Consider the following 14,337-nt stretch of genomic DNA (forward strand, 5'->3'; position numbering starts at 1 on the left):
CATGGCCTCGACGCGTGGTCGCCGCGACCGGAGCCTGAACGTCTGGCCGGGCTACGTCGATGCCCTGGCGACGCTGCTGCTCGCGGTGGTCTTCCTGCTGACGATCTTCGTGGTCGGCCAGTTCTTCCTCTCCCAGGAGATCAGCGGCCGCGATTCGGTGCTGACCCGGCTCAACCGCCAGATCGCCGACCTGACGGACCTGCTGGCCCTGGAGCGCTCGACCCGCAAGACGCAGGAGGAGCAGGCCTCGTCCCTGCGCAGCACCCTGCTCGGCGCGCAGGCCGACCGCGACCGCCTCAAGGCTCAGGCCGACGCGTCCCAGGGCGCGGCGGGGCGCCAGGGCGAGGTCGACAGGCAGCTGGCGGCCGAGCGCGCCAACACGGCGCGGGCCGTCTCGCAGATCGACCTGCTGAACGAGCAGATCGCGGCGATGCGGCGGCAGCTCGCCGCCCTCGAGGATGCCCTCGCGGCCTCCGAGACGCGCGACCGCGAGAGCCAGGCCCGCATCGCCGACCTTGGCAGCCGCCTCAACGTGGCCCTGGCCCAGAAGGTGCAGGAGCTCGCGCGCTATCGTTCGGACTTCTTCGGCCGCCTGCGCCAGATCCTCGGCAACCGCCCGGATATCCGCATCGTCGGCGACCGCTTCGTCCTGCAATCCGAGGTGCTGTTCCCGGCGGGGTCCGCCAGCCTGAAGCCGGAGGCCGGGCCCGAGCTCGACCGCATCGCCGGTGCGATCCTCGACCTCGCCAAGCAGATCCCGGCCGACATTCCCTGGGTGCTGCGCATCGACGGGCATACCGATGCGCGGCCGATCGCCAGCGCGCAGTTCCCCTCGAACTGGGCGCTGTCGGCGGCCCGCGCCATCGCGGTCGTGCAGGCGATGGTGGCCAAGGGCATCCCGCCCCAGCACCTCCTCGCCGCCGCCTTCGGCGAGTTCCAGCCCCTCGAGGCCGGAACGACCGAGGAGGCCTATGCCCGCAACCGCCGCATCGAGATGAAGCTCACCGAGCGCTGAGCCGGGGCCTCACTTCACGATCCGGTCGAGGTGGTTGTTGACGAAGAAGTACAGCTCCTTCGCGCCGGGCTCGTTGTAGAGCACCTGCACCTCGCGGCCGGCGCGCCCCTCCCCCACCAGCACGTCGGTGGGCGGCTTGCCCTTGAGCCGGACGAGGTCGCACTCGCCGATGCCGATCTCGATCGCGGGGGCTCCGGCCGGCGCGGGCGCCGTGCAGGTCCCGTCCCCGGTCAGGACGGGTCCCTGGAACGTCGGCACGGGTGCGGGCCGCGGCGCGGCGACGGGGAGCGGCTCGGGCGCCCGGGTCTCGGTGCTGGTGCAGGCGGGCAGGCCGCCGGCCGCGAGCGCGGCCAGGATGAGCAGGCGCGGGTGGTGGAAAGCGGGCACGACACGGGTCCTCAGCGCTGCGCGGGGCTCCGCGCGCTGAGCGCGGCCGCGTAGAGAGCCGCCGCGTCCCGATGGAACGCGGCGCGCGAATCCGGTCGGGAATAGAACATGTGCCCGCCCGGGTACACGGCGAGATCGAGGCGTCCGCCGCCATAGGCCGGCATCTGGTCGATCAGGAGCTTCGACGCGAAATACGGTGTGACCAGGTCGGTATACCCGTGGGCGACCAGGACCCGCATGTTGCCGTCGAGGGCCAGCACACCGCGCAGGGCGCCGAGGGATTCGGGCGCCGAGCGGCCGCCGCCCCAGGTCCAGCCCCGGTTCACCGCGGTGTTGAGCAGTTCGTAGCGCAGATCCGGCACCCGGTAGTTCAGCGTGTCGTTGTAGAGCGCGATCATCGCGCTGGTCAGCGGCGCCTGGAGCGCGGTCAGCAGCGGGTCCTCGAAGCCCGAATAGGCGGCATTCGGGTCCGGGTCCCAACCGGTCACGCCGGTATCGTAGGCGCTGGCGACGCGGCCGGTATCGCGGCCGATCTCGCGCTGGACGCTCTGGCCCGAGAGCCGGCCGGCCTGCCGCCGGACGAAGCTCGGGTCGAGCCCGGTCAGGGCGCCGACCCGGTCGCCCAGCCGGGCCACGGCGGCGCTGTCGGACGGCCCCTTCAGGAGATCGGCGAGGTAGGGCCCGGTGGCGTAGGCTTCCGCGTCCGCCATCGTCTCGCGCGTCGGGCTGCCGCCCGCCCGCTCGATGGCCGACGCGGCGAAGGACGGCAGCTTGATCACGTGGCCCCAGGGCGTCGTCCGCGGTGCCTGCAGCCAGGCGAAATCGAGCACCGGCGAGAGCAGAACCATGCCCGACAGGCCGACGCCGATCTCCTCCTGGAGCTTCGAGGCGATCAGCGGCCCGCGGAACCCGCCATAGCTCTCGCCCACGTAGAATTTCGGCGCGGCCATGCGGTCGTTGGTGCGCAGCCAGCGGGCGATGGCCGAGGCCAGCACGGAGGCATCGGCATCGATGCTCCAGTAGCGCTTGGCATCGCCGTCGGCCGCGCGGCTGTAGCCGGTGCCCACGGGGTCGAGGAACACGAGGTCGGTGAAGTCGAGCCAGGTCCCGTCGTTGGGCACCAGGCCGATCGGTGCCGAGGGGCTGATGCTGGCGCCCTCCACCGGCAGGCGCCAGGGCCCGATCGCCCCGATGTTCAGGTAGGCCGAGGCGGCGCCGGGCCCGCCATTCACCGCGAAGGTGACGGGGCGCGCCGCGTCCCCCGTCTTGCTGCCGCCCTGGCCGGCCAGGCTGTAGGCGATGAAGGCGATCTCCGCCTGGAGCTTGCCGGCCTCGTCGACCAGGGGCAGGCTGCCGGCGCGGGCCGTGAAGGCGAGCCTGCGCCCATCCGGGAGCGTGACGCTGTGTTCGGTGACCGCGTCCGCGGGGAGCTTGCCGCCCTGGGGGGCGCGCGGCTCAGGCGCTCTTCGCGCCTCGGCCGGCCGCTCACCCTGCGGGGCGGGCTGCGCCTGCAGCTGCGGGGTCGCGATCAACAGGGCCGCGAGGCCGATGGCGAGACGTCTCATGGCGAATCCTCTCGGCGAAGGTCGGTAAGGGGACGACGTCAGGCCTTCTTCTGCCAACGGCCGTCCTCGTCCTGCTGCCAATAGGCGATGGTGTGTCCGGCGGCCTTCGCCTCCTTCCACTGCTCCCGGGCGCGCAGCAGCGAATCCTGGTCGGTGCCGTCGAACAGCACGCAGATCCGCGCATAGTCGGCGGCATCGGACGGCAGGTCGGCGCCTTCCACCAGGAAGCGGATCGAGGCAGCATTCGGGTTCACCGCCTTCAGGGTCAGCACGACGGGCTGGCTGGCCGCGTCGGCGTCCCGGTCGGTCCCGTGCGGCAGGAAGCTGTCGTCGCTGTACGTCCAGAGCTGGTCGTCGAGCGCCTGGAGCCGTTCCTCGCTGGCCGCCTGGATGGTCGCACGCCACTGGCGCTCCAGCGAGCGCTCCAGCAGGTTCGGGAGCACCGTCTCGAGGGGCTGATTCTGGAGGTGGTAGAACAGGATCTCGGTCACAGCCTGCAAGGTAGTCATGCGGCGCGCCAAAGCCAGCGGCATCGCCGCCCGCCGCGCCTCTTCCCCTGGGCGAAGCCGCGCGTGAAAACCGCGCAGGCGCGTCCTGGGAACAGAACCCGCGGGCCTCCCGCGAGTAAGCGTTAGAGGACGCCGGTGGCGATCCGTGCGAACGGGCGGGGAATGGGCACGATGCGACACCGGAAGGCGCTGCGCGATCAGGTGATGGTGATCACGGGAGCTTCGAGCGGCATCGGTCTCGCCACGGCCCGCATGGCAGCCCAGGCCGGGGTCCGGGTGGTCCTGGCGGCCCGCAGCGGCGACACCCTCGTGCGCATTGCGCGGGAGATCGAGGGCGCGGGCGGTCACGCCGTCGCGGTGGCGGCGGATGTCGGCCAGCGCGCCGACGTCCAGGCCGTCGCGGACCGCGCCATCGCCGCCTTCGGTGGGTTCGACACCTGGGTGAACGTAGCCGGCCTGACCATCTACGGGCCACTCAGCAAGGTCTCCGATGCCGATCACGAGCGCCTGCTTCAGACCAACCTCTGGGGCACGGTCTACGGCACGCTGATCGCGGCCGATCACCTGCGCGAGCGGGGGGGCAGCATCATCAATATCGGCAGTGTCGCGAGCGACCTCGCCTTCCCCTTCCAGGGCATGTACTGCGCCAGCAAGCACGCGATCAAAGGATTCACCGACGCCTTCCGCATGGAACTCGCCGATGAAGGCGCACCGATCTCGGTGACCTTGATCAAGCCGACCTCCATCGACACGCCGCTGCCGCACCGCGCGCGCAACTACATGGATCACGAGCCGATGCTGCCGCCCCCGGTCTACCGGCCGGAGGAGGTGGCGCGCGCCATCCTGCATGCCGCCGTCCATCCCGAGCGCGACATCGTCGTCGGCGGCGGAGGCAAAGCCCTGACCAGCCTCAAGGAATTTTCGCCGGGCACCTACGATCTGCTGGCGCCCGCGATCATCGCCCTCCAGAAGCGCCGCGAGGCCCCGCGCAATCCCGACGGCACCTTGCACGGCCCCGGACAGGACGGCGAGACGCGGGGCGACCAGCCCGGCTACGTGCAGCGAAGCAGCACCTACACACGGGCGTCCCTTCATCCGGCCTCGACGGCGCTCCGGCTCGGTCTCGGCCTCGCCGCGACCGCCTTCCTCGCCGGACAGAGTCGCCGTCGTCGGCGTCCGCTCTGATGGCGGCTGGATCCCTCGTCAGCCCGGTCGGCCGGGTCTCGCCCGCGGTCTCCGAGCGTCTCGTGCCCCGATCGACCCTCGACCTGCCGGACGGTCGCACGCTGGCCTATGCCGAAGCCGGGACCGGAGCGCCGGTCGTAGTCATCCACGGCACGCTGATGACCCTGGAAGACATGTGGCTCGGACCGGTGCCTCGCCTCGCCGAGCAGTTCCGGGTCATCGCCGTCGACCGGCCGGGCCACGGCTTCAGCAGGCGCCGCGGCGCCAGCGATGCCCATCTCTGGCAACAGGCGGCCCTGATTCGCGACGGCGTTCGGGCACTCGGCCTGGAGCGGCCGATCATCGTCGGGCATTCCTACGGTGGTGCGGTGGCGCTGGCCTACGGCCTCCAGTTCCCGGAAGAGATCGCCGGCGTCGTCGCCCTGGCGCCGATCTGCTTCCCCGAGCCGCGCCTGGAACACCTTCTCTTCGGCCCCCGGGCGGCCCCCGGCGGACATTTCGCGTCGCGCGTCCTCGGCCGCGCGATGGACCCGGCGCTGCTGCCCCTGCTCTGGAACGCGATGTTCCTGCCGGCCACGATGCCCCCCGGCTACGCGGCCGCCAATCCGTTCGGCCTCGCGGGAACCGCGGAACAACTGGTGGCCGAAGGGGAGGATGCGGCCGGCCTGATGTCGGGCCTGACCCGCAGCGCCCTGTCCTATCAGGCCTGCCGGGTGCCGGTCCGGATCCTGGCCGGCGACTCGGACATCGTGGTCAGTACGCCGCGACACGGATACTGGGCCTCGCACCGGATTCCGGGCGCCGCCTTCACCCTCCTGTCGGGGACCGGGCACATGCTGCATCACCAGCATCCCGACGCCGTCCTGGACGCGGTCCGCGCCCTCGCCGATCACGTTCCCGCGTGAGCCCGGTCTCAATCGCACCGGGCTCGTTTTCGCTCAGGCTTCGTCAACCGGAAGCCATTATTGCGGTGCACACGCAACCCGGCGGCGGCGCAAACCTCAGGCGCTGCCCGAGTGTCTTCCCCCGATCGCCGTCTCTTCCCCATCCTCGCCGGAGACCCGCGACCGGGTGACCGAGCGATCAGCCAAGGATCTCAGTCCGTGAGCTTCACCGTCAGCGCGCGCGTCTCGGAGCGATGCTTCAGTTTCCGCCACAGCTCGATCCTGGGCGCCGTGGAGCAGGGCTGGTCGCTGATGACCGCGGGGATGACCGAGGTGAAGATCACCGATCCCTCGGGGCGCGTCCATTGCCCGAACGCCCTGCACCAGCACCTGTTCGGACCGCGCGACACCGCGCGGCCCGAGACGAGCGTCACCGCGCTCGCGGCCTGAACCTCGCGCGTCAGCGCTGAACGGTCTTTCCACCGAAGGTCGAGAACGACTCGTCGATGACGCCCTTCTGCGCGGCATCGGCGTCGACCCGGACCTGGATCGCCGCCGTCAGCGCGGGCTCGCCCTCGGTCTCGCCCTTCTTCCGCCCGTCCTCCAGATCGCCGCCGGCCTGCTCGGTTCCGGCGCTGTTGCGCTCGCCCGTCGAGACGACCGTGATCGCCTTCCGGTCGAGGCCGTGCTCCTGAACCAGGTGCTCCACGCTCATCTCGGCATCGCGGCGGGTCTCGAAATCAGCGGTGAAGATCGGCGGCATTCCATGACTCCATGTGGGGAAACGACCCCGTGTGGACAGTCAATGGAGCAACGGGGGTGACGTTCCCCCCGGCAGAAGCGTCGCCGGGTCGTCCGGGGCGCGGTCCGGGAGGCGTCCGTCCGCGCCCGGCCGGAACCGCGCTCCGTCGGACCGTCGTCGGTTCTTGCCCTGGAGCGGTGCCGGCGTATCGGGCCGCGCTCCGGCAGGGACGGTCGGCGGGCGACCGTCCCTGCCGGGGCTAGACCAGGCGGCTCTGGACCATCGCGGCGCCGACGAAGCTCTCGAAGAGCGGATGCGGCTCGAAGGGGCGGGACTTCAGCTCCGGGTGGAACTGCACGCCGATGAACCAGGGATGCCCGACATGCTCCACGGTCTCCGGCAGGAGCCCGTCCGGCGAGAGGCCCGAGAAGCGCAAGCCCTTGGCCTCCAGGCACTCGCGATAGGCCATGTTGACCTCGTAGCGGTGGCGATGGCGCTCCGAGATTTCGGTCGTGCCGTAGATCTCGGCGATCTTCGAATCCGGGCGCAGGCTGGCCTGGTAGGCGCCGAGACGCATGGTCCCGCCGAGGTCGCCGGCCGCGGCGCGGCGCTCCAGCTCATTGCCCTTCAGCCACTCGGTCAGGAGACCGACCACCGGCTCGCTGGTCTCGCCGAACTCGGTCGAGTTGGCGTCCGAGACGCCGGCGAGGGCCCGGGCCGCCTCGATCACGGCCATCTGCATGCCGAAGCAGATGCCGAAATAGGGGATCTTGCGCTCGCGGGCGTAGCGCGCCGCGCGGATCTTTCCCTCGGCGCCCCGCTGGCCGAAGCCGCCGGGGACGAGGATGCCGTGGATGCCCTCGAGGAACGGCGCGGGATCCTCGCGCTCGAAGACCTCGGCCTCGATCCACTCCAGGTTCACCTTGACCCGATGCGCGATGCCGCCGTGGGTCAGCGCCTCGGTCAGCGACTTGTAGGCGTCCTTGAGGCCCGTGTACTTGCCGACGATGGCGATGGAGACCTCGCCCTCGGGGTTCTTCACCCGCTCGGAGATGGTGCGCCAGCGCGTCAGGTCCGGCTCGTCCTGCGACGGCAGGCCGAAATGCGCCAGCACCTCCCGGTCGAGGCCGGCCTCGCGATAGGAGAGCGGCACGTCGTAGATCGAGGCGACGTCGCGCGCCTCGATCACGGCGGTCTCGCGGACGTTGCAGAACAGGCCGAGCTTGCGGCGCTCGTCCGTCGGGATCGGCCGGTCGCAGCGGCAGAGCAGCATGTCGGGCTGGATGCCGATGGAGCGCAGCTCCTTCACCGAGTGCTGCGTCGGCTTGGTCTTCAGCTCCCCGGCGGACGGGATGTAGGGCAGCAGGGTCAGGTGCACGAAGGCGGTGGCGCCGCGGGGCAGTTCCTGCCCGAGCTGCCGGATCGCCTCGAAGAACGGCAGGCCCTCGATGTCGCCGACCGTGCCGCCGATCTCGACCAGCACGAAGTCGAAGGCCTCGTTGCCTTCGAGGACGAAGTCCTTGATCGCGTTGGTGACGTGCGGGATCACCTGGATCGTCGCGCCGAGGTAATCGCCGCGCCGTTCCTTGGTGATGATGTCGAGGTAGATCCGCCCGGTGGTGATGTTGTCCGCCCGGGTCGCGGGCAGGCCGGTGAAGCGCTCGTAATGCCCGAGGTCGAGGTCCGTCTCCGCACCGTCGTCGGTGACGAAGACCTCGCCGTGCTGGGTCGGGCTCATCGTCCCCGGGTCGACGTTCAGGTAGGGGTCGAGCTTGCGCAGGCGGACCTTGTAGCCCCGTGCCTGGAGCAGGGCCGCGAGGGCGGCCGATGCGAGACCCTTGCCGAGCGAGGAAACCACGCCGCCGGTGATGAATACGTACCGCGTCATGGGCCTCGGTCCATAAACAAGGGAAGACGATTCGCCAAACAACAAAAACGCCTATCCCCCGCGAGGTCTGCGCATGCGGGGCGAGGACGTCGTTCGATCGGCCTTGCAACGATGATCGGCGTCCGAACCCTCGGACGCCGCGTATTTCGATCACCCGGGCGTTCGCAGCGAGCGACCGGCCCCAGCGAACACGCCGCGGTTAAGACGGGGTCAAAGGCGACGTTCGTGGCGCCCTGAACCGCCCGATCAGCGCGACTGCGGCGCCTGCGGCACGGCCGGCTGGGCCGGTGCCGTCTCGGGCACCTGCGCGGGGGTGCCGGGCTGGGTGCTAGGCTGGGCGCCGCTCTGCCCCCGCAGGGTGTCGAGCAGGTTGCCGGCGTTCGGCGGCGTCGCGGGCTGGCTGGTCCCGGTTCCTTCGAGGATCGAGCGCGGGGCCGCACTGCGGTGCGACAGGATCGCGAGGGCCATGCTGGTGGTGAAGAACAGGGCGGCGAGGATGGCGGTCGCGCGGGTCAGCGCGTTGGCCTGGCCCCGCCCCGTCATGAAACCCGCGACACCGCCGCTGCCACCCCCGCCGAGACCGAGACCGCCCTCGGAGCGCTGGAGCAGGACCACGGCGATGAGGCCGAGGACGACGATGAGATGGATCGAGATCAGAACGGTCTGCATCGGGTTTCCGGAAGCTTCGTCATCCGCGCGCTGGTTCCGGGGAGGGAACCGGCCACGGGTGCATTACGGGCCGGAGAGTCCTGGCGCCGCCGACATATCCGCGGGGCCATACACCAGATGGCCGCGCGCGCCAACCGGACCGAGGCTTCGGCGCAGATCCGGCGCGGCGGCGTGTCCGACGCCGATGGGTCTCGCGCCGAAGGGTCTCGCGCCGAAGGGTCTCGCGCCGAAGGGTCTCGCGCGCGCAGCGCCTAGTCGCGGCGGCGGTAGCGGTAGTCGTAGAGGTTGCGGGAGAACCCGAGCCCGCCATAGAGCGCCCGCGCCGGCGCATTCCCGGCGATCACCTGAAGGCAGGCGCCGGTCGCTCCCTCGCGCCGCGCCCAGGCCATCAGCGTCGCGATCAGGCTGCGCGCATGCCCCGCCCGACGATGGGCCGGGTGCGTCGCGACGGATTCGAACACCAGGATCCCGCGATGCAGGACGCCGTAGGCCACGGCGACCGTCCGATCCGCTTCGATCCGACGCGCGAACATCCTGGGCAGGATCAGGCACGCGAGCGAGTCGCGATACGCTCGCAGAGCGGCCTCGGACATCACGCCCTCGCAGGCGGCATGGGCCTCCAGCCATGCCGCGTCGGGGGCATCGGTCAGGATGACGTCGTCCGGCACCGCGCGGTCTTCCGGCGGAAGCGCCGCGAACAGCGTGCAGGCCTCTCCTTCGGAGCGATATCCGAGACCGTCGAGCACGGCGCCCATCTCGGGCACGAGATCCGGCACCCGGACGATCAGCGGCCGGCCGAGGCTCCTGTAGAGGCTCTCGGCCTCCGCGATGATGCGGGCGGGATCGTCGCGCCAGCCGCGCAGGGGATTGAGCGAGTTCGTCCGCCGCGTCGGACCGCCCGAGGCCCGCAGGATCCAGCCCCCGAGGCCGATCTCCAGCGGCGAGGGTCGAGCGTTGCGGCAGGCCTCCTCGACGGCCCAGGCGCGATCCTCGTCCGACTGCCAGATCATGTCCGCCGACGCCTCATGGGCCACTCCCGCCGAAGCCAGACTGTCACGGTCCGGCTGCGGACGTCCGCCGCAGTGGATTGTCCGGGCCCGATCCCTAGCGCAGGTAGGCGCGGGCGATGCCGAGGAAGTCGTCGGCCACCAGGCTGGCACCGCCCACCAGGGCGCCGTCGACGTTCTCCACCGCCATCAGCTCGCGGGCGTTGCTCGGCTTGACGGAGCCGCCATAGAGGATGCGCACCGCCTGTGCCTCGGCGCCGATGAGCTGGCCGAGCATCTCGCGCAGCGAGGCGTGAACCTCGGCGATGTCGGCCGGGGTCGGCGTCAGGCCGGTGCCGATCGCCCAGACCGGCTCGTAGGCGATGACGGTGTCCTTGGCGGAGGCGCCCTTCGGCACGCCGATCGCGAGCTGCGCGCGCACGATGTCGAGGGTCCGGCCCTCCTCGCGCTCTTCCTTGGTCTCGCCGACGCAGATGATGCCGCAGAGACCCGCACGGCGGGCCGCCAGCGCCTTGGCGTGGACGCCGTCATCGGTCTCGTGGTGGTAGGCCCGGCGCTCGGAATGGCCGACGATGACGTAGGCGGCGCCGAGATCGGCCAGCATCTCCGCCGAGATGCTGCCGGTGAAGGCGCCGTTCGGCTTGGCGTGCAGGTTCTGGCCGCCGATGGCGATCGGCGAGCCGTAGGCGGCGGCGACGCAGGACGCGATCAGCGTGGAGGGCGGGCAGATGAGGACGTCGACCGTGTCGAGCAACGCCGCGGTCAGGCCGCTCCGCACGGCCTCCACGACGGCGACCGAGCTGCGCAGGCCGTTCATCTTCCAGTTGCCGGCAACCAGCGGCCGTCGCCCCGACTTCGTCATCCCGTTCCTCGCTGATATGGCTTCGCTTCGCGGTTGCGCCGGCCCTAACAGAGCCTCAGGAAGGGCGCAAACCGCGAACGCCCTTTGCGGTGACAGCGCGGATGGTCTATCGCGGGCGACCTTCCCAGGAATGACGGGGCGCTTCCGGCGCCCACGCGACGGGTACCCGGACGTTCGATGCTGCAGAACATGCGCAAGGCCAGCCAGCACTGGCTCGGCAAGATCATCCTCACGGTGGTCTTCACCTTCCTGATCGCCGGCGTGGCGATCTTCGGTGTCGAGGAGTTCTTCCGGGCGGGTTCCTCCACCAGCGTGGCCACCGTGGGCCGGGCGCAGATCTCCGCCGAGACCGTGCGCAGCGCCTATCAGAACCAGCTCCAGCGCTACCAGAGCCAGACCCGCCGCACCCTGACGCCCGACCAGGCGCGGGCGCTCGGCATCGACCGTCAGGTCCTGGCGCAGCTCGTGAGCGAAGCCTCCCTCGACCAGCAGACCGCGGCCCTCGGCCTGAGCATCCCCGATGCGGCCGTGCTGCGCGCGATCCAGGAGGAGAAGAGCTTCCAGGGCGCCGACGGCAAGTTCGATCCCACCCTGTTCTACCAGACGCTCCAGCGGGCCGGCATCAACGAGGCGACCTTCGTGCGCGAGCAGCGCTCGGTCGCCGCCCGCCTGCAGCTCGCCGAGGCGGTCGCCGCCGACCTGCATGTCCCCGAGGCGCTGCGTGAGGCGGTGCACCGCTACACCACCGAGCGCCGTTCGGTCGCCCTGATGATGCTGCCGCCCTCCGTGGCGGGGGACATCCCGGCCCCCTCCGAGGAGGCGGTGAAGGCGTATTACGAGGACAACAAGTTCGCCTTCCGCGCGCCGGAAGCCCGCGCCGTCACCCTGCTGGTCCTCGACCCGCAGGCGATGGCCAAGCCGGAGGCCGTGACCGCCGAGGAGATCGCCCAGCGCTACGAGTCCGAGAAGGCGCGCTACGGCACGCCGGAGCGTCGCACGATCCAGCAGATCGTCTTTCCGGATCAGGCCGCCGCCGAGGCGGCCCGCAAGGCGATCGAGGCCGGTGAGAAACCGTTCGAGACGGCCGCCGCCGAGACCGGCGCCGATGCGAAGAACCTCTCGCTCGGGACGCTCTCGAAAGCGGAGCTGTTCGATCCCGCCGTGGCGGATGCGGCCTTCAGCCTGCCGCTGAACACGGTGAGCGCACCGGTGAAGGGCCGCTTCGGCACCGTTCTCCTGCGTGTCACCGCCATCGCGCCGGAGACGGTGAAGCCGCTGGCCGACGTCTCCGCGGACATCGCTAAGACCATCGCCCTGGAGCGCGCCAACAGCGGTCTCGACACGACGCACGACGCGATCGAGGACCAGCGCGCCAACTCGAAGCCCCTGGCCGACATCGCCAAGGAGCGCGACCTGCCGCTGACGACCATCCCGGCCGTCACCGCGCAGGGCCTCGATCCCGCGGGCAAGACCGTCGAGGGCATCCCGGATCGCGACACCACCCTGACCGCCCTGTTCCGGGCCGAGATGGGCGGTGACAACGAGCCCCTGCGCACCAAGACCGGAGGATATGTCTGGTACGACGTGACCGGCATCGACCGGGCCCATGACAAGCCCCTCGACGAGGTGCGCGACGAGGTCGTCGCCCGCTGGCGCGCCGCCGAGGTCCAGAGCCGCCTCCTCGCCAGGGCCAAGGAACTGTCGGCGCGCCTCGACAAGGGCGAGACCGTCGAGGCCCTCGCGGCGGAAGCGGGCCTGAACGTCCAGACCCTCTCCGACCTGGCCCGCAACCAGGCCCAGGGCGATCTGACGGCCGAGGTGGTCAACCGCGTCTTCGCGACGGCGGTCGAGAAGTCGGCCTCCGCCGAGGCCGGCGAGAGTCGCGCCCTGTTCAAGGTCACCGCTGCGACGATGCCCGCCTTCGTTCCCGGCTCGCCGGAGGACGAGGCGATCACCAAGCGCTTCCAGCCCACCATCGCCGACGATGTTCTGGGCCAGTACATCGGCGACGTGCAGACCTCGGTGGGCGTGACCATCAACCAGGCGGCCTTCCGCCGGGCGATCGGCGGCGGCGAGTACTGAGCCGACGATGTCCGAGGACTCCGCCTTCACGGCCTTCGTCGAAGCCTACGAGGCGGGTCGTCCCACCCTCCTCAACATCACCCTGGTGGCGGACTTGGAAACGCCCGTCGCCGCCTTCCTGAAGCTGCGGGCGCAGCATTCCGGCACGGCCTTCCTGCTCGAATCGGTCGAGGGCGGCGTCGTCCGCGGACGCTACTCGATGATCGGGCTCGACCCCGACCTGGCCTGGCGCTGCCGCGACGGCCGGGCGGAGATCGCGCGCGGTCCCGACCTGTCGGTCTTCGCGCACGAGGCAGCGGCGCCCCTGGCGAGCCTGCGGGACCTGATCGCCGAGAGCGCGATCGGCGCGGAGCGCGACGCGGAGGTGCTGCCGCCGATGGCGGCCGGCCTGTTCGGCTACCTCGGCTACGACATGGTCCGGGCCATGGAAACCCTCGGTCGCCCGAACCCCGATCCGCTCGGCGTGCCGGACGCGATCCTCGTGCGACCGCGCCTGATGGTGGTCTTCGACTCGGTGCGCGACCTGATCACCGTGGTCGGCCCGGTCCGCCCGGCCGCCGGGGTCGGCGCACGCGCCGCCTACGAGGCGACCCTGGCTCGGCTGGAGCGGGTGGCCGAGATCCTCGAAGGGCCCCTCCCCGTCGAGGCGCGGATCGACCCGCGCGCCATCGCGCATCCCGAGCCCGTCTCGAACACGACACCGGATGAATACCTGGGAATGGTCGCCCGGGCCAAGGAGTACATCGTCGCCGGGGACGTCTTCCAGGTCGTGCTGTCGCAGCGCTTCGAGGCGCCCTTCACCCTGCCGGCCCTCGCCCTCTACCGGTCGCTGCGCCGGACCAACCCGGCGCCGTTCCTGTGCTACCTCGATTTCGAAGCGTTTCAGCTCGTCTGCTCCTCGCCGGAAATCCTGGTTCGGGTCCGTGACGATCGCGTCACGATCCGGCCGATCGCCGGCACGCGTCGGCGCGGCGCCACGCCCGCCGAGGACAAGGCGCTGGCCGAGGAACTGCTGGCCGATCCGAAGGAGCGCTCCGAGCACCTCATGCTGCTCGACCTCGGCCGCAACGATGTCGGCCGCGTCGCGCGGATCGGCAGCGTCACGGTCACGGGTTCGTTCTTCCTCGAATTCTACAGCCAGGTCATGCACATCGTCTCGAACGTCGAGGGCGACCTCGACCCGAAGCACGATGCGCTCGCGGCCCTCGCCGCCGGCTTCCCGGCCGGAACCGTCTCCGGTGCCCCGAAGGTGCGGGCCATGGAGATCATCGACGAACTCGAGCACGAGAAGCGCGGCCCCTACGGCGGCTGTATCGGCTATTTCGGCGCGCGCGGCGAGATGGACACCTGCATCGTGCTCCGCACGGCCCTGGTGAAGGACGGCCGCATGCACGTGCAGGCCGGCGCGGGCATCGTCTACGATTCCGACCCGGCCTCCGAGCAGCAGGAATGCGTCAACAAGGCCAAGGCCCTGTTCCGGGCGGCCGAGGATGCGGTGCTGTTCGCGAGCCGGGCCCGGCGGGGGCAGTAGCGCCCGGTGCG

General features: G+C 70.9%; 14 protein-coding genes. 6 read left to right on the top strand and 8 right to left on the bottom strand.

The annotated features are described in order from the left end of the window. Nucleotide 1 precedes the first annotated feature (1 nt). Nucleotides 2-1,015, top strand: a complete 1,014-nt coding sequence (locus tag CRT23_RS04230) for a peptidoglycan -binding protein (RefSeq protein ID WP_103708727.1) — start codon at nt 2-4, stop codon at nt 1,013-1,015. A gap of 9 nt (nt 1,016-1,024) precedes the next feature. Here the strand turns inward: CRT23_RS04230 and CRT23_RS04235 are convergent, their stop codons facing one another. Genes CRT23_RS04235 through CRT23_RS04245 form a run of 3 tightly spaced genes read right to left on the bottom strand, consistent with a single transcriptional unit; the run spans nt 1,025 to nt 3,458 of the window. After that, the gene (locus tag CRT23_RS04235) at nt 1,025-1,372 is read right to left on the bottom strand and encodes a hypothetical protein (RefSeq protein WP_245435966.1); all 348 of its coding nucleotides are present in this window, start codon (nt 1,370-1,372) and stop codon (nt 1,025-1,027) included. A 41-nt stretch (nt 1,373-1,413) separates the two neighbouring features. Continuing rightward, nucleotides 1,414-2,967, bottom strand: a complete 1,554-nt coding sequence (locus CRT23_RS04240; RefSeq protein WP_103708729.1) for a peptidase S10 — start codon at nt 2,965-2,967, stop codon at nt 1,414-1,416. A gap of 38 nt (nt 2,968-3,005) precedes the next feature. After that, entirely contained in the window at nt 3,006-3,458 is a 453-nt protein-coding gene (locus CRT23_RS04245; protein ID WP_055955281.1) for a DNA polymerase III subunit chi, read from the bottom strand. Between the two features lie 189 nt (nt 3,459-3,647). Between CRT23_RS04245 and CRT23_RS04250 the strand changes: the two genes are divergently transcribed. The 3 genes from CRT23_RS04250 (at nt 3,648) to CRT23_RS04260 (ending at nt 5,995) form a co-directional block, all read left to right on the top strand. After that, the gene (locus CRT23_RS04250) at nt 3,648-4,661 is read left to right on the top strand and encodes an SDR family oxidoreductase (protein ID WP_103708779.1); all 1,014 of its coding nucleotides are present in this window, start codon (nt 3,648-3,650) and stop codon (nt 4,659-4,661) included. Further along, nucleotides 4,661-5,566 (top strand): alpha/beta hydrolase, encoded by a 906-nt coding sequence (locus CRT23_RS04255; protein ID WP_103708730.1) that lies wholly within the window; start codon nt 4,661-4,663, stop codon nt 5,564-5,566. Before CRT23_RS04250 ends, CRT23_RS04255 begins: the two co-directional genes overlap by 1 nt. Before the next feature lie 198 nt (nt 5,567-5,764). Further along, the gene (locus CRT23_RS04260) at nt 5,765-5,995 is read left to right on the top strand and encodes a hypothetical protein (protein WP_103708731.1); all 231 of its coding nucleotides are present in this window, start codon (nt 5,765-5,767) and stop codon (nt 5,993-5,995) included. A 10-nt stretch (nt 5,996-6,005) separates the two neighbouring features. On the opposite strand, the gene CRT23_RS04265 is transcribed toward CRT23_RS04260, so the two are convergent. The 5 genes from CRT23_RS04265 to tpiA form a co-directional block, all read right to left on the bottom strand. Beyond that, nucleotides 6,006-6,308: a hypothetical protein gene (locus tag CRT23_RS04265; protein ID WP_055955290.1), complete on the bottom strand. Its 303-nt coding sequence runs from the start codon at nt 6,306-6,308 to the stop codon at nt 6,006-6,008. 238 nt (nt 6,309-6,546) lie between these two features. Then, the gene (locus tag CRT23_RS04270; RefSeq protein WP_055955292.1) at nt 6,547-8,175 is read right to left on the bottom strand and encodes a CTP synthase; all 1,629 of its coding nucleotides are present in this window, start codon (nt 8,173-8,175) and stop codon (nt 6,547-6,549) included. A gap of 246 nt (nt 8,176-8,421) precedes the next feature. Next, on the bottom strand, nt 8,422-8,844 hold the full coding sequence (gene secG, locus CRT23_RS04275) for a preprotein translocase subunit SecG (RefSeq protein ID WP_055955295.1): 423 nt from the start codon (nt 8,842-8,844) through the stop codon (nt 8,422-8,424). Nucleotides 8,845-9,095: 251 nt separating this feature from the next. Then, nucleotides 9,096-9,854 (bottom strand): GNAT family N-acetyltransferase, encoded by a 759-nt coding sequence (locus CRT23_RS04280; protein ID WP_103708732.1) that lies wholly within the window; start codon nt 9,852-9,854, stop codon nt 9,096-9,098. A gap of 94 nt (nt 9,855-9,948) precedes the next feature. Next, nucleotides 9,949-10,713: a triose-phosphate isomerase gene (gene tpiA / locus CRT23_RS04285; protein WP_103708733.1), complete on the bottom strand. Its 765-nt coding sequence runs from the start codon at nt 10,711-10,713 to the stop codon at nt 9,949-9,951. Between the two features lie 177 nt (nt 10,714-10,890). Between tpiA and CRT23_RS04290 the strand changes: the two genes are divergently transcribed. Together CRT23_RS04290 and trpE are read left to right on the top strand one after the other, a co-directional pair. Continuing rightward, nucleotides 10,891-12,795, top strand: coding sequence for a peptidylprolyl isomerase (locus tag CRT23_RS04290; protein ID WP_103708734.1), 1,905 nt, complete (start codon nt 10,891-10,893; stop codon nt 12,793-12,795). A 7-nt stretch (nt 12,796-12,802) separates the two neighbouring features. Further along, nucleotides 12,803-14,326, top strand: a complete 1,524-nt coding sequence (gene trpE, locus CRT23_RS04295) for an anthranilate synthase component I (RefSeq protein ID WP_103708735.1) — start codon at nt 12,803-12,805, stop codon at nt 14,324-14,326. Nucleotides 14,327-14,337 lie beyond the last annotated feature (11 nt).

It is taken from the genome of Methylobacterium sp. V23, from assembly GCF_002917135.1.
Taxonomy (GTDB): domain Bacteria; phylum Pseudomonadota; class Alphaproteobacteria; order Rhizobiales; family Beijerinckiaceae; genus Methylobacterium.

What these genes read in the sequence shown, in the direction of transcription:
- CRT23_RS04230 (WP_103708727.1), top strand. Translation starts at nt 2, where the DNA reads ATGGCCTCGACGCGTGGTCGCCGCGACCGGAGCCTGAACGTCTGGCCG.
- CRT23_RS04240 (WP_103708729.1), bottom strand. Translation starts at nt 2,967, where the DNA reads ATGAGACGTCTCGCCATCGGCCTCGCGGCCCTGTTGATCGCGACCCCG.
- CRT23_RS04250 (WP_103708779.1), top strand. Translation starts at nt 3,648, where the DNA reads ATGCGACACCGGAAGGCGCTGCGCGATCAGGTGATGGTGATCACGGGA.
- CRT23_RS04255 (WP_103708730.1), top strand. Translation starts at nt 4,661, where the DNA reads ATGGCGGCTGGATCCCTCGTCAGCCCGGTCGGCCGGGTCTCGCCCGCG.
- CRT23_RS04265 (WP_055955290.1), bottom strand. Translation starts at nt 6,308, where the DNA reads ATGCCGCCGATCTTCACCGCTGATTTCGAGACCCGCCGCGATGCCGAG.
- CRT23_RS04270 (WP_055955292.1), bottom strand. Translation starts at nt 8,175, where the DNA reads ATGACGCGGTACGTATTCATCACCGGCGGCGTGGTTTCCTCGCTCGGC.
- secG (WP_055955295.1), bottom strand. Translation starts at nt 8,844, where the DNA reads ATGCAGACCGTTCTGATCTCGATCCATCTCATCGTCGTCCTCGGCCTC.
- CRT23_RS04280 (WP_103708732.1), bottom strand. Translation starts at nt 9,854, where the DNA reads ATGATCTGGCAGTCGGACGAGGATCGCGCCTGGGCCGTCGAGGAGGCC.
- tpiA (WP_103708733.1), bottom strand. Translation starts at nt 10,713, where the DNA reads ATGACGAAGTCGGGGCGACGGCCGCTGGTTGCCGGCAACTGGAAGATG.
- CRT23_RS04290 (WP_103708734.1), top strand. Translation starts at nt 10,891, where the DNA reads ATGCTGCAGAACATGCGCAAGGCCAGCCAGCACTGGCTCGGCAAGATC.
- trpE (WP_103708735.1), top strand. Translation starts at nt 12,803, where the DNA reads ATGTCCGAGGACTCCGCCTTCACGGCCTTCGTCGAAGCCTACGAGGCG.